Annotated in this window: 14 protein-coding genes and 1 pseudogene; 10 read left to right on the top strand and 5 right to left on the bottom strand. The window is 52.3% G+C overall.

Going from position 1 to position 14,645, the window contains the following annotated elements:
* Positions 1–23: 23 nt before the first annotated feature.
* Positions 24–575 (bottom strand): NAD(P)H nitroreductase, encoded by a 552-nt coding sequence (locus HVX64_RS10545; RefSeq protein ID WP_043000914.1) that lies wholly within the window; start codon positions 573–575, stop codon positions 24–26.
* A 165-nt stretch (positions 576–740) separates the two neighbouring features.
* Between HVX64_RS10545 and sppA the strand changes: the two genes are divergently transcribed.
* From sppA to yajD, 5 genes are all read left to right on the top strand, one after another.
* Positions 741–2,597, top strand: a complete 1,857-nt coding sequence (gene sppA / locus HVX64_RS10540) for a signal peptide peptidase SppA (protein ID WP_044254861.1) — start codon at positions 741–743, stop codon at positions 2,595–2,597.
* Positions 2,598–2,653: 56 nt separating this feature from the next.
* Positions 2,654–3,670 (top strand): asparaginase, encoded by a 1,017-nt coding sequence (ansA, locus tag HVX64_RS10535; RefSeq protein ID WP_043000916.1) that lies wholly within the window; start codon positions 2,654–2,656, stop codon positions 3,668–3,670.
* Between the two features lie 10 nt (positions 3,671–3,680).
* Positions 3,681–4,322 (top strand): bifunctional nicotinamidase/pyrazinamidase, encoded by a 642-nt coding sequence (gene pncA / locus HVX64_RS10530; RefSeq protein WP_044254864.1) that lies wholly within the window; start codon positions 3,681–3,683, stop codon positions 4,320–4,322.
* 183 nt (positions 4,323–4,505) lie between these two features.
* Positions 4,506–5,759, top strand: coding sequence for a glycoside hydrolase family 18 protein (locus tag HVX64_RS10525; RefSeq protein WP_044254867.1), 1,254 nt, complete (start codon positions 4,506–4,508; stop codon positions 5,757–5,759).
* 165 nt (positions 5,760–5,924) lie between these two features.
* Positions 5,925–6,269 carry an HNH nuclease YajD gene (gene yajD, locus HVX64_RS10520; protein WP_042319478.1) on the top strand — a complete coding sequence of 115 codons (345 nt, stop codon included), beginning with the start codon at positions 5,925–5,927 and terminating at the stop codon, positions 6,267–6,269.
* 54 nt (positions 6,270–6,323) lie between these two features.
* Here yajD and HVX64_RS10515 read toward each other — a convergent pair whose 3' ends face one another.
* On the bottom strand, positions 6,324–6,599 hold the full coding sequence (locus tag HVX64_RS10515) for a YeaC family protein (RefSeq protein ID WP_043000919.1): 276 nt from the start codon (positions 6,597–6,599) through the stop codon (positions 6,324–6,326).
* A 41-nt stretch (positions 6,600–6,640) separates the two neighbouring features.
* Positions 6,641–7,054, bottom strand: coding sequence for a peptide-methionine (R)-S-oxide reductase MsrB (msrB, locus tag HVX64_RS10510; protein ID WP_043000920.1), 414 nt, complete (start codon positions 7,052–7,054; stop codon positions 6,641–6,643).
* A gap of 343 nt (positions 7,055–7,397) precedes the next feature.
* Between msrB and gapA the strand changes: the two genes are divergently transcribed.
* Together gapA and HVX64_RS10500 are read left to right on the top strand one after the other, a co-directional pair.
* Positions 7,398–8,393: a glyceraldehyde-3-phosphate dehydrogenase gene (gene gapA, locus HVX64_RS10505; protein ID WP_043000921.1), complete on the top strand. Its 996-nt coding sequence runs from the start codon at positions 7,398–7,400 to the stop codon at positions 8,391–8,393.
* Between the two features lie 85 nt (positions 8,394–8,478).
* On the top strand, positions 8,479–9,363 hold the full coding sequence (locus tag HVX64_RS10500; RefSeq protein ID WP_044254870.1) for a D-hexose-6-phosphate mutarotase: 885 nt from the start codon (positions 8,479–8,481) through the stop codon (positions 9,361–9,363).
* A gap of 106 nt (positions 9,364–9,469) precedes the next feature.
* Here the strand turns inward: HVX64_RS10500 and HVX64_RS10495 are convergent, their stop codons facing one another.
* Complete coding sequence (locus HVX64_RS10495; protein ID WP_044254873.1) at positions 9,470–10,324, bottom strand: aldo/keto reductase; 855 nt, start codon at positions 10,322–10,324, stop codon at positions 9,470–9,472.
* 250 nt (positions 10,325–10,574) lie between these two features.
* Between HVX64_RS10495 and HVX64_RS10490 the strand changes: the two are divergent.
* Together HVX64_RS10490 and HVX64_RS10485 are read left to right on the top strand one after the other, a co-directional pair.
* A pseudogene (locus HVX64_RS10490) lies at positions 10,575–10,928 on the top strand (hypothetical protein).
* Entirely contained in the window at positions 10,928–11,431 is a 504-nt protein-coding gene (locus HVX64_RS10485; RefSeq protein ID WP_044254876.1) for a YbjP/YqhG family protein, read from the top strand. The pseudogene HVX64_RS10490 and the gene HVX64_RS10485 overlap by 1 nt, the downstream one beginning before the upstream one ends.
* 60 nt (positions 11,432–11,491) lie before the next feature.
* Here the strand turns inward: HVX64_RS10485 and HVX64_RS10480 are convergent, their stop codons facing one another.
* Positions 11,492–12,238 carry a MipA/OmpV family protein gene (locus HVX64_RS10480; RefSeq protein ID WP_043000925.1) on the bottom strand — a complete coding sequence of 249 codons (747 nt, stop codon included), beginning with the start codon at positions 12,236–12,238 and terminating at the stop codon, positions 11,492–11,494.
* 444 nt (positions 12,239–12,682) lie between these two features.
* On the opposite strand from HVX64_RS10480, the gene yeaG reads away from it, so the two are divergent.
* Positions 12,683–14,617: a protein kinase YeaG gene (yeaG, locus tag HVX64_RS10475; protein ID WP_043000926.1), complete on the top strand. Its 1,935-nt coding sequence runs from the start codon at positions 12,683–12,685 to the stop codon at positions 14,615–14,617.
* The last annotated feature ends 28 nt before the right edge of the window (positions 14,618–14,645 follow it).

The raw sequence follows: 14,645 nt of genomic DNA, 5'->3' as shown, positions 1-14,645 counted from the left end.
TCCAGACAGTTTTGCCTGATTAACTAAAATTTCGTCACGAAAGGTGCGGTATCCGGCACGCTAATGGTGGTGGAGGCTTTCAGTTGCGGTGTGCCGAGATAAAGAAATCCGACAATTTTATCCTGTGGGCGACAGTCAAACGCGTCGCGCACCACCGGACTGTCGGTTAAGGCCCCGCTACGCCAGATCCCGCCGAAGCCCTGTGCGATAGCCGCCATTTGCATCGCCATCACCGCGCAGCCTGCGGACATCTCCTGCTCCCAGACAGGGACCTTATGATTTTCATCACATTTTGCGACCACGGTGATGATAAGAGGGGCGCGAAACGGTGCGCTACGCGCTTTTTCGATCCCTTTTTCATCACTTCCGGCGGCAATCGCCCCCTTTTCCAGCACCGCGCTGAAGCGTTCGCGCCCCTCGCCTTCGATAACGAAGAAGTGCCACGGTTGCAGGGTCTTATGATCCGGCGCGCGCATGCCCGCACGGAGAATATTTTGCAGTTGCTCACCGGCAGGTGCAGGCTCGGCCAGGCGAGAAGCGCTACGGCGGTTAACAAGTAATTCAAGTGCATCCATTTGGTTAACTCCTGTCAGGGTGAATATTCACAAAATTAACACGAGAGCAGATTTTGTTACAGCGCCGACAGTGATTCCTGCTGACAAGAGACGGCAGGGTCATTAGGATAGCCACATCTCATACACCTGACTCAGGTGTAGTATTGGTAACGGTAGGGAGAATACATGCGAACCCTGTGGCGATTCATTGCCGGTTTTTTTAAATGGACGTGGCGACTGCTTAATTTTGTCCGCGAAATGGTGCTTAACCTGTTCTTTATCTTCCTTGTCCTGGTGGGTGTCGGGATCTGGATGCAGGTCAGCAGCAATAACACCAGCGATAAAGTCGGTCGCGGTGCCCTGATGTTAGATATTTCCGGGGTGATCGTCGATAAGCCGTCCAGTACCAGTCGTCTTGGCGCTCTTAGCCGTCAACTGCTCGGTGCCAGTTCCGACCGCTTACAGGAAAACTCCCTGTTCGATATCGTCAATACCATTCGTCAGGCCAAAGACGATCGCAATATCACCGGTATTGTGATGGACCTGAAGAACTTCGCCGGTGCCGATCAGCCGTCAATGCAGTATATCGGTAAAGCGCTGCGTGAATTCCGCGACAGCGGTAAGCCAGTCTATGCCGTTGGCGATAATTTTAGTCAGGGTCAGTATTACCTTGCCAGCTTCGCCAATAAAATCTGGCTTTCGCCGCAGGGTTCCGTTGATATCCACGGTTTTGCCACTAACGGACTGTATTACAAATCCCTGCTGGATAAGCTGAAAGTGTCGACGCATGTGTTCCGCGTGGGCACTTATAAATCTGCCGTCGAGCCGTTTATTCGTGACGACATGTCGCCTGCGGCGCGGGAAGCAGACAGCCGCTGGATTGGCGAGCTGTGGCAGAACTACCTGAATACCATTGCCGCCAACCGTCAAATCCCGGCAGAGCAGGTCTTCCCTGGCGCTCAGGGCGTGCTTGATGCGCTGACGAAAGCCGATGGCGATACGGCGAAGTATGCGCTCGACAGCAAACTGGTCGACGCCCTGCTTTCCAGTGCCGAAGTGGAAAAAGCGCTGACGAAACAGTTTGGCTGGAGTAAGGCAGAGAATAACTATCGCGCGATCAGCTACTACGATTACACGCTTAATCCGCCTGCGGATACGGGCAGCTCCATCGGCGTGGTCTTTGCCAACGGTGCCATCATGGATGGTGAAGAAACACCGGGGAACGTCGGCGGAGATACCACCGCTGCACAAATTCGTGATGCGCGCCTGGATCCGAAAGTGAAAGCCATCGTTCTGCGCGTCAACAGCCCTGGCGGTAGCGTGACGGCGTCGGAAGTGATTCGTTCGGAACTGGCCGCTGCACGTGCTGCCGGTAAACCGGTGGTCGTATCGATGGGCGGAATGGCCGCCTCTGGCGGCTACTGGATCTCTACGCCTGCCAGTTACATTGTGGCCAACCCGAGCACGCTGACCGGTTCGATTGGTATCTTCGGCGTGATTAATACCGTTGAGAACAGCCTTGACTCAATCGGCGTACACACCGACGGCGTTGCCACGTCACCGCTGGCCGATATTTCGCTGACTAAAGCCCTGCCGCCTGAAGCGCAGCAGATGATGCAGTTGAGCATTGAGAATGGTTATAAGCGCTTTATCACTCTGGTCGCGCAGGCGCGTAAATCCACGCCGGAACAGATTGATAAAATTGCCCAGGGCCACGTCTGGACCGGTCAGGATGCCAAAGCCAACGGTCTTGTCGACAGCCTGGGTGACTTCGACGACGCGGTCGCTAAAGCCGCTGAGCTGGCGAAACTCAAAGAGTGGCATATCGACTATTATCAGGATGAGCCAACCTTCTTTGATATGATCATGGACGGTATGTCAGGTTCTGTCCGCGCCATGCTGCCGCAGGCGATTCAGGCGATGCTCCCTGCGCCGCTGGCCTCAGCGGCCAGTACGGTCAAAGCGGAAGGCGATAAGCTCGCCGCGTTCAACGATCCGCAAAACCGTTATGCGTTCTGTCTGACCTGCGCGAACGTGCGTTAATCCTCACGCCCTCTTCCTGCGAAGAGGGCTTTTCTCTGAGCGACAAGATACTAGCCATGCAGAAGAAATCGATTTACGTTGCCTATACCGGCGGGACCATTGGTATGCAGCGCTCCGAACAGGGTTACATTCCGGTCTCCGGACACCTTCAGCGCCAGCTGGCGCTGATGCCTGAATTCCATCGTCCTGAAATGCCCGACTTCACCATTCATGAATATGCCCCGCTGATGGATTCGTCAGATATGACGCCGGAAGACTGGCAGCATATCGCCGATGACATCAAAACCCATTACGATGAGTACGATGGTTTTGTGATCCTACATGGTACCGACACCATGGCGTTTACCGCCTCTGCGCTCTCGTTCATGCTGGAGAATTTGGGTAAACCGGTGATTGTGACAGGGTCACAAATCCCGCTGGCGGAGCTGCGTTCTGACGGACAAATCAATCTTCTCAACGCACTTTACGTCGCGGCAAATTATCCGATCAACGAAGTCACGCTGTTTTTTAACAACCGTCTGTTTCGCGGCAACCGCACGACAAAAGCGCATGCCGACGGTTTTGACGCTTTCGCCTCCCCTAACCTCCAGCCGCTGCTGGAAGCGGGTATCCACATCCGCCGTCTGGGGACGCCGCTGGCTCCCCGTAGTGAAGGCGAGCTGATTGTTCACCCGATCACGCCACAACCCATTGGGGTCGTCACCATTTATCCGGGTATCTCCGCCGATGTGGTGCGCAACTTCCTGCGCCAGCCGGTAAAAGCGCTGATTCTGCGTTCCTACGGCGTCGGCAATGCGCCGCAGAATAAAGAGTTTCTGAAAGAACTTAGCGAAGCCAGCGAACGCGGCATCGTGGTTGTGAACCTCACGCAGTGCATGTCGGGGAAAGTGAACATGGGCGGTTATGCCACTGGCAATGCTCTGGCGCATGCTGGCGTCGTTGGCGGTGCTGATATGACCGTAGAAGCAACCCTGACCAAACTGCATTATCTGCTCAGCAAAGGGCTGGATACGGATGCGATTCGCGAGGCGATGACGCAAAACCTGCGTGGCGAACTCACGCCGGACGACTAAGGAGGATCGAATGACACACCGTGCGCTGTTACTGGTCGATTTACAAAACGATTTCTGCGCCGGCGGCGCGCTGGCGGTCCCGGAGGGCGACAGCACCGTTGATATCGCAAACCAGCTGATTGCAGGGTGCCAGACCCGCGGTGATGCGGTCATCGCAAGCCAGGACTGGCACCCTGCGAACCACGGGAGCTTCGCCAGTCAGCATCAGGCAGAACCTTACAGCCAGGGTCAACTCGACGGCTTGCCGCAAACCTTCTGGCCCGATCACTGCGTGCAGAATACGGACGGCGCGGCGTTTCATCCGTTGCTGAACCGCAAGGCAATAGAGGCCGTTTTTCATAAGGGCGAGAATCCGCTGGTCGACAGCTACAGCGCTTTTTTTGATAACGGACGTCGGCAGACAACCGGACTCGACGCGTGGCTTCGCCAGCATGACGTGCATGAACTGATCGTCATGGGGCTGGCCACCGACTATTGTGTCAGGTTTACGGTGCTGGATGCGCTGCAACTGGGCTATACGGTGAATGTCATTACCGATGGCTGTCGCGGCGTGAACATTCAGCCACAGGACAGTGCCCATGCCTTTATGGAGATGGCAGCAGCAGGCGCTACGTTGTATACCCTCGCTGACTGGGAAGAAACTCAGCGCTAAACCTCTCGCCGGATGACGACCTGCCTTGTCATCCGGCGAAAAATCTTTTCCCTTCCGTCACATAAAATAAACCGAAACCAGCAGTGACGCTGCGCAGGTGCTACGCTTTGATGGCTGTTTTTTCGCCACGCCATTTCCGTGGCGTGTTTGCTTTTCATTTTTTAATGTCAAAGAGGATTAGCCATGAAACGTTTGCCTTTGTTGGCAGCATTACCCTTGCTTTGCGCATCTGTCGCGTCTGCCAGTTCTATGATGTCCGTCGGCTACTTCAATGGCGGCGGAGATGTCACCGCCGGACCCGGTGGCGATATCAACACCCTGGATGTCCGCCAGATTACCCACCTGAACTACTCATTCGGCCTGATTTACAACGCTGAGAAAGACGAAACCAACGCCGCGCTGAAAGATACGACGAAATTGCATCAGATCTGGCTATCGCCAAAAGTGGAGTCTGACCTTGCCCTGATCCCGATACTGCGTAAACAGAACCCACAGTTGAAAGTCCTGCTTTCTGTTGGCGGCTGGGGCGCACGCGGATTCTCAGGCGCTGCCGCAACACCGGAAACGCGTGCGGTGTTTATTCAGTCTGCGCTGGAGATCATGCAGAAATACGGCCTCGACGGTATCGATCTGGACTGGGAATATCCGGTTAACGGCGCCTGGGGACTGGTCGCCAGTCAGCCAGCCGACCGCGAGAACTTCACGCTGCTGCTGAAAGAACTGCGTCAGGCAGTCGGCAATCAGAAACTGGTGACCATTGCCATCGGGGCGAATGCGGAAAGCCCAAAAAGCTGGGTGGACGTAAAAGCGATTGCACCGCTGCTCGACTACATCAATCTGATGACCTATGACATGGCTTACGGAACGCAGTATTTCAACGCCAACCTGTATGATTCTAAAGACTGGCCAACCGTCGCGGCGGCCGATAAATACAGCGTCGACTTTGTGGTCAACAACTACCTCGCCGCCGGACTGAAGCCCCGGCAGATGAATCTGGGGATCGGTTTTTATGGCCGTGTTCCCAAACGTTCTGTCGAGCCTGGAATTGACTGGACAAAACCGGATGCGCAAAAAAATCCCGTCACGCAACCCTACTTTGGCGAGCAGGAAATCGCGCTGTTTAAATCACTGGGTGTCGATTTGACCAAGGACACCTACGTGAAATACCACGACATCGTCAAAACGTTTCTTAACGATCCGCAGAAACGGTTTACCGAGCACTGGGACGATCAGGCAAAAGTGCCATGGCTGTCCGTTCAGTCTGCTGACGGTAAGCGGCTGTTTGCCCTCTCGTATGAGAATCCCCGCTCGGTGGCAATCAAAGCAGATTACATCAAGAAGCGCGGACTGGCGGGCGCGATGTTCTGGGAATACGGCGCGGACGACCATAACCAGCTTGCAAAACAACTGGCGGAATCCTTAAGCATTGCGCACTAAGCCCCGTTCATGATTAAAAATGCCCTGCATGTCCGCATGGGGCATTTTTTTCGTAAGCGGTGGGATGAGGTGTGTCACACGAAACGGGATCGGTTATGATGGCCCCAACCCGTTGCGTCAGCGTTTGACGCATCGTTTCATTTTCAACTGGAGGCATGGGATTGTATGGCTTTTATCCCTAAAAATTACGCCCGTCTGGAAGTAGGTTACCGGGAAAAGGCGCTGAAACTTTTCCCGTGGGTCTGCGGCCGCTGCTCCCGCGAGTTTGTTTACTCAAACCTTCGCGAACTGACGGTGCACCATATCGATCATGATCATTCCAATAACCCGGAAGATGGCAGCAACTGGGAAATGTTGTGCCTGTACTGCCACGATCATGAGCATTCCAAATATACGGAAGCCGACCAGTATGGTTCCACGGTTGTAGCGGGCGAGGATGCGCAAAAGAGCGTCGGCGAAGCCACGTACAACCCTTTCGCCGACCTGAAAGCCATGCTGAATAAAAAATAATCCGCCGCGTTAGCCCAGCAGAGCGACAGAATGCCGGGCTTCCACGGTGCGCTATCAGGATTTGAACGTCGCAATTGGTTCTGGCGTGATGCCGAAATCCACTTTCAGCTGCTGTTTGCTCTTCATCACCATCTGCCCATTGGTGTCGATCGTCATATGTTGCGCATCCGTATTGTGGCGCGCCTGCCAGAGCATCACCAGTTGCAGACTATTATCTTTTTGCTCCGGGGTCAGCGCGACGCCGTCCGGCCATTTTCCCAGTTCAACGGCGGTGGATAAACGCTGATACACTTCCGGCGTCATGCTGTTAATTATCTCATCAAGATTCATGATAAGTCCGCTCCTATGGAATAATTTGCTGAATCGTTTTTTCAACCTTTCGTCTGGGCGCCGTTTTCGTCGTCGATGAAGCTCAGAGAAGCTGAATTGACACAGTAACGTTCGCCGGTGGGTTGCGGACCATCGGGGAAGACATGCCCCAGGTGCGCATCGCAGTTTCCACAGCGAATTTCAATGCGTTGCATACCGTGTGAAAAGTCCTTGATGTAACGAATCGACTCTTCACTTACCGGCTCGTAGAAGCTCGGCCAGCCACAGCCGGAATCGTATTTGGACTGGGAGGTAAATAGCGGCGCATCGCAGATCAAACAATGATAGACGCCGTCACGTTTGTTATGCAGTAACTGCCCGGTAAACGGCGGTTCTGTACCGTGATTCTGCGTCACGTAGAACTGCATTTCAGACAGGTTTTTTTTCAGATCTTCTGCAGAAGGTTTGTTCGCCATTTTGCTCACATCTCACTTTTCATGACGCTGACATTGCGCGACAGATTCTAACAAAACATTAACACCTGAGTGCAGACTTTTGTTCTAAACTTGATCCTTGCGAAATGGCAGCTTGTGAATCGTGATGCGAATCACATTTTTATCTCGATTGCCCTTTAAAATTCGGGGCACCGCCCCCATGTGGTTTCAAGCCCAATGGAAGAGTGAGGCGAGTCAGCCGTGCAAAGCTTGTACAGAGGATTGATTTGTCGCAATGATTGACACGATTCCGCTTGACGCTGCGTAAGGTTTTTGTAATTTTACAGGCAACCTTTTATTCACTAACAAATAGCTGGTGGAATATATGACTATCAAAGTAGGTATCAACGGTTTTGGCCGTATCGGTCGCATTGTTTTCCGTGCTGCTCAGAAACGTTCTGACATCGAGATCGTTGCAATCAACGACCTGTTAGACGCTGATTACATGGCTTACATGCTGAAATATGACTCCACTCACGGCCGTTTCGACGGTACCGTTGAAGTGAAAGACGGTCATCTGATCGTTAACGGTAAAAAAATCCGTGTTACCGCTGAACGCGATCCGGCTAACCTGAAATGGGACGAAGTTGGTGTTGACGTAGTAGCTGAAGCGACCGGTATCTTCCTGACCGACGAGACTGCTCGTAAGCACATCACTGCTGGCGCGAAAAAAGTCGTACTGACTGGTCCGTCCAAAGATAACACTCCGATGTTTGTTAAAGGCGCTAACTTTGACAAATATGCTGGCCAGGACATCGTTTCCAACGCATCCTGCACCACCAACTGCCTGGCTCCGCTGGCTAAAGTCATCAACGACAACTTCGGCATCATCGAAGGTCTGATGACCACTGTTCACGCAACCACCGCTACTCAGAAAACCGTTGATGGCCCGTCTCACAAAGACTGGCGTGGCGGCCGTGGCGCGGCTCAGAACATCATCCCGTCCTCTACCGGTGCAGCTAAAGCTGTAGGTAAAGTACTGCCAGAACTGAATGGCAAACTGACTGGTATGGCGTTCCGTGTTCCGACTCCGAACGTATCCGTTGTTGACCTGACCGTTCGTCTGGAAAAAGCGGCTTCTTACGAAGACATTAAGAAAGCCATCAAAGCAGCTTCCGAAGGCCCGATGAAAGGCGTTCTGGGTTACACCGAAGACGACGTTGTATCTACCGATTTCAACGGCGAAGTTTGCACTTCCGTGTTCGATGCTAAAGCGGGTATCGCTCTGAACGACAACTTCGTGAAACTGGTTTCCTGGTACGACAACGAAACTGGTTACTCAAACAAAGTTCTGGACCTGATCGCTCACATCTCCAAATAAGTTGAGATGAGAATCTGATCTAAAAAGGCGACTTCGGTCGCCTTTTTTTATGGCTTTTCGCTACGGTTGAATCAAGGATTGCATCATGATTAACAAAATTTTCGCTCTCCCTGTCGTTGAACAACTCACCCCTGTCCTCTCCCGTCGTCAGCTTGACGATCTGGAACTGATTGTCGTCGATCACCCACAGGCGAAAGCCTCTTTCGCTTTACAGGGGGCGCACCTGCTCTCCTGGAAACCAGCTGGCGAGGAAGAAGTTCTGTGGCTCAGCAACAATACCCCGTTTAAAACCGGTGTCGCACTGCGTGGCGGCGTGCCTGTCTGCTGGCCATGGTTTGGCCCGGCAGCACAGCAAGGACTGCCTTCTCACGGCTTTGCCCGTAACCTGCCGTGGACGCTGAAAGCACATAATGAAGACGACAACGGCGCAGTGCTGACGTTTGAACTGCAAAGCACTGAAGAGACACTGAAACTGTGGCCACATGATTTCACCCTGCTGGCACGCTTTAAAGTAGGCAAAACCTGCGAGATTGAGCTTGAAGCGCACGGTGAATTTGAAACGACCTCTGCGCTGCATACCTATTTCAACGTTGGCGATATCGCGACGGTGAAAGTCAGCGGCCTGGGCGATCGTTTCATCGATAAAGTGAATGATGCGAAAGAAGACGTCCTGACTGATGGCGTACAGGCGTTTCCGGATCGTACTGACCGTGTCTATCTGAACCCGGAAGCCTGCAGCGTGATTCACGATGCCGCACTGAACCGTAACATCGACGTTGTACATCATCACCACCTCAACGTGGTCGGCTGGAACCCTGGCCCGGCGCTGTCTGTGAGCATGGGCGATATGCCGGATGATGGCTATAAAACCTTTGTGTGCGTAGAAACGGCGTATGCCACCGCCTCACAGAAGGCCACCGAAGAAAAACCTTCTCGCCTGGCGCAAACCATTCGCGTTGCGAAGCGCTAAGCATGATTGTGGTTGAGATGTCACAGGCCTGACAGGTCGTCATCTGGCATTGTTTGCCGGATGGCGATGCCAGCGCATCTTATCCGGCCAACGAGTCAAAACCTCATCAGACCATATCCAGCGCCATTTTGCCTCTCGGCGCGGGATACGCCTTATCCAGTGCGGCGAGTTCCTGAGCGGAAAGCGTGATGCTCAGCGCCGCCGCATTTTGCTGTACATGCTCCACACTTGCCGCTTTTGGAATCGCCATCACTCCGTGATGACTGATGACCCACGCCAGCAGGATCTGCGCAACTGATGCATTGTGCGCATGCGCAATCTCATTGACCACCGGATGATTCAATAAACCGCTGCGTAAACGTCCGGCCTGCGCCAACGGGCTGTAAGCCATTACGGGAAGCTGATGTTGCTGACACCACGGTAATAAATCGTATTCAATGCCGCGTGAAGCCAGATGATACAGCACCTGATTGGTCGCACACTGCCTGCCGCCCGGAATCTGCCACAGCGCCTGCATATCGTCGACGTCAAGATTGGACACTCCCCAGCGACGAATTTTACCCTGAGCCATCAGGGTTTCCATCGACTTGACCGTCTCGGCGAAGGAGAAGTTGCCTGACCAGTGCAATAAATAGAGATCCAGATAGTCGGTTTTCAGACGACGCAGACTGGCCTCACAGGCGGCAATCGCTTTTTGCCCACCCGCGTTCCATGGGTAAACCTTCGACACCAGGAACACGTGTTCACGCAGTCCGTTGAGCGCCTCACCGACCACCTCTTCCGCTCCGCCATCGGCATACATTTCAGCGGTATCGATGAGCGTTAGCCCCAGATCCACGCCCGCGCGAAGTGCAGACACTTCCGCCCGGCGGTGACCGGCATTTTCACCCATGTACCATGTCCCCTGCCCGATCGCAGGTAGAACAACTCCACCAGCGAAGACAACCTGTTTATCTGTCATCACGTTCTCCTTAGTTGTGCACCACCGTAATGCAAAACAGGGCGCAAGTGCCCTGTTTTGATGCACAGATTGCACTCTCAGGGCTCAGTTAAAACTTAGGCATATTCACACTTCCAGGGAAGCGCAATTTATGTTGGACAATATTTTTCAGGAGCATCCCCATAATACCACCCGGCACAAAATGACTAACCCTGCTAATTAATAAAGGTGTCTATTGTTTATTCCACATGTTTACTATGGATAATACTTTATGGGATGGAATACCAGGAATGCTGGAAACTGGGCAAAAAACCACGCCGAACCGGGTCCAACCAATAACTGCGCAACATACGTGCGTAGAGCAATTCAGGCGGGCGGAGTTATTGTGACCAATACACATAATGCTAAAGATTACGGCTCGATGCTGGAGGCGGCTGGCTTTAGAAAAATTGCACCGACACACGACGTTGGCGTTATCCAGCCATAAAAAGGCGGACATGCCGCTGGCCACATGGCGATATTCGATGGTCAGGACTGGTACTCTGACTTCAAACAAAGGGACTGCTGGGGAGGACCTGGCTATCGCTCATCGAAACCGCCTTATCAAAGGTACAGGAAAAAGTAATGCGCCTCTTTTTTGTCGTATCCATGGTGTATTTACTCGCGTCCTGCGTTTCAGGAGGCGATGATGCCGAAAAACGCGTAGCTGATTTTTATCGCTACTATTTACCTGTTTTTGCCAATAGCCCCGGCAAAATAAAGCCAGATCCTGAGAAAATGCATGATTACGTCTCCCGCGAAACGTTAATTCAACTTGATGTTATTTCACATATTTATGAACAAGAAATCATCGACACTGACTATTATACGTACGCGCAGGACTATTCGGTCGACTGGATCCCTTTATTGAAGGTGGGCAAAGCACAAGACGTTGACGGTAGTAAATACGTTACGGTTTGGCTTGGATGCGAAAACGACAGAACCTATCAGATAGGCGTCTATCTGAAGAAAGAAGACAGGAGATGGAAAATCTACAGAGTCAAAAACATCACCGATGGCTATGAGCACTTTATATTTGACAGGCAGTCTATTGAAAAAGCAAAGCAACATGCCAAAGAGGTCGAATGACTCTGTGACAAAAAAGCCCGCGCTGCGGGCTTTTATCGATTGCACTGTGATAACGCACAATCAGAACTTATAGGTGATTCCGGTAGAAATCAGACCAGTCCAGGATTTATCCACCATCGGGCTGTCGGTAATTTCATCAGACAGACGGGTGTAGCGTGCGGTACCGTAAACGCTCCAGTCACCGAGGAAGTTGTAGTTCGCGCTCAGTTCCAGGTACGGATTCCAGCTATCGTCCGGGTTGTAACCCCGCATACCACTGCGTGAGGATTCTTTACGTGACACGCCGTAGTAGTAGTCGTTCTGATTTTCACTGTTCCACTCCACACCGATACCCGGCGTCAGGGTCAGGCCGCCGTTGGTATAGCGGTACAGCCAGGCCAGATCCCAGACGATGCCGTTACTGTTGTCCAGCGTATCCCCGGCGAGCGTGGTACGCAGGAAACCATATTCGGTATGGTGAGAGTATGATAAGCCCGCCATCATGGTGCTCTTACGCTTATCAAGACGACGCATCTGACGATCGTCGCTGTCACCCGGTTTGAAATACATCGGGGACCAGTAGGCGGTGATCGACAACTTATCTGCGGCGTCGTTCCACAGGTAGTACCCACCACCCAGACCACGGAACCAGAAGTTATCGCCTTCGTAATTAATCACCGGAACCGGATAAACATCCGCGTCGTAATCTTTATATGGGTGTTCAACCACACCAACGCCAGCGCCAAGCGTCAGGTTGCTTTCAGCATGCACCACGGTAGCAGACGATGCGATTAACACGCCAAGTGCCAGAAGTTTGAGTTTGGTCACAATCCATCTTTCCTTTTTCAAATGTTCAGCGGCAAAAGTGTAACCGCCAATACGTTACAACCCAACCATTTTACAAATTAATGAAAGAATGTAACCGTCTAATTTTGCAGGCTGAGATGACACTTGGCTTACAGTGCGGTGAAAACGGTGTGATCTTCCACTGCATTATTTACATTTGCTATGCACTTTTTGCGGATGAGTTATTGATATGCCATTGAAAATCATTTGCGGGTGCATGCAAGTTTTGCAAATGCCATCTACGCTTTAGTTTAGAAGTTGTATCGCCGGGCACGTTGGTCTCACGCGGTGAAAGCTGGCATGAGAGTTGCTGTTTTTTTGATACGAGACAGTAAATGACGTCGTTCAGTCTACCTCTTCCGGGAGCCTCTACTATTCATATGAACGGCTCTTAACCTGTGCTAAAAAACGAAAGGACGGCATATCATGAATATATTCGATCACTATCGCCAGCGTTATGAAGCTGCCAAGGACGAAGAGTTCACACTGCAGGAGTTTCTTACCACTTGTCGGCAAGATCGCAGTGCTTATGCCAACGCGGCAGAACGGCTATTGATGGCTATTGGTGAACCCGTCATGGTCGACACTGCCCAGGAACCCCGACTTTCTCGCCTCTTCTCGAACCGGGTCATTGCACGTTACCCGGCATTTGAAGAGTTTTACGGCATGGAAGACGCGATCGAACAGATTGTCTCTTATCTGAAACACGCGGCTCAGGGGCTGGAAGAGAAGAAACAGATCCTGTATCTGTTGGGGCCTGTAGGGGGCGGGAAGTCATCGCTTGCCGAACGACTGAAATCGTTGATGCAGCGTGTCCCGATTTATGTGCTGAGCGCCAACGGTGAACGCAGCCCGGTGAACGATCATCCGTTGTGCCTGTTTAATCCGCAGGAAGATACCCAGATTCTGGAAAAAGAGTACGGTATTCCGCGCCGTTATCTCGGCACCATTATGTCACCGTGGGCGGCCAAACGCCTGCATGAGTTTGGTGGGGATATCACCAAATTCCGCGTGGTGAAAGTGTGGCCGTCGATTCTTGCGCAAATCGCGATTGCCAAAACGGAACCGGGCGATGAGAACAACCAGGACATTTCCGCGCTGGTCGGGAAAGTGGATATTCGTAAACTCGAACATCACGCTCAGAACGATCCGGACGCGTATGGCTATTCCGGCGCATTGTGCCGGGCCAACCAGGGGATCATGGAATTCGTCGAGATGTTCAAAGCACCGATTAAAGTGCTGCATCCGCTGCTGACCGCCACTCAGGAAGGTAACTACAACGGCACTGAGGGGATCTCCGCCCTGCCGTTTAACGGCATCATTCTCGCCCACTCGAACGAATCGGAATGGGTGACGTTCCGTAACAACAAAAACAACGAAGCCTTCCTCGACCGTGTTTACATCGTGAAGGTACCGTACTGCTTACGCATTTCCGAAGAGATCAAAATCTACGAGAAATTGCTAAACCACAGCGAATTGACGCATGCGCCGTGCGCGCCGGGAACGCTGGAAACGCTGGCACGTTTCTCGATTCTCTCCCGCCTGAAAGATCCGGAAAACTCGAGTATCTATTCGAAAATGCGCGTCTATGATGGTGAGAGTCTGAAAGATACCGATCCGAAAGCGAAGTCGTATCAGGAATACCGCGACTACTCCGGCGTCGATGAAGGGATGAACGGTCTGTCGACCCGTTTCGCGTTTAAAATTCTCTCGCGCGTCTTTAACTTTGACCATGTCGAAGTCGCTGCGAACCCGGTTCATCTGTTCTATGTACTGGAACAGCAGATCGAGCGCGAACAGTTCCCGCAGGAGCAAGCTGAGCGTTATCTCGAGTTCCTGAAAGGCTATCTGATCCCGAAATACGCCGAGTTTATTGGTAAAGAGATCCAGACTGCCTATCTCGAATCCTACTCGGAATACGGACAGAATATTTTCGACCGTTATGTCACGTATGCCGACTTCTGGATTCAGGATCAGGAATACCGCGATCCGGATACCGGTCAGCTGTTTGACCGTGAATCGCTGAACGCGGAGCTGGAGAAAATTGAGAAACCGGCGGGGATCAGCAACCCGAAAGATTTCCGTAATGAAATCGTCAACTTTGTGCTGCGTGCGAGAGCGAACAACAGCGGACGAAATCCGAACTGGACCAGCTATGAAAAACTGCGCACGGTCATTGAGAAAAAAATGTTCTCCAATACCGAAGAGCTGCTGCCGGTCATTTCGTTCAATGCCAAAACCTCGACCGATGAGCAGAAGAAACACGACGACTTTGTCGACCGGATGATGGAGAAAGGCTACACCCGTAAACAGGTGCGTTTACTGTGCGAATGGTATCTGCGCGTACGTAAATCGTCTTAACAGCATAAATGACCCGGAAGATTTTCTC

The organism is Citrobacter sp. RHB20-C16 (genome assembly GCF_013890155.1).
Lineage (GTDB): Bacteria > Pseudomonadota > Gammaproteobacteria > Enterobacterales > Enterobacteriaceae > Citrobacter_A > Citrobacter_A amalonaticus.
This window is presented reverse-complemented; position numbering and strand designations above follow the sequence as displayed.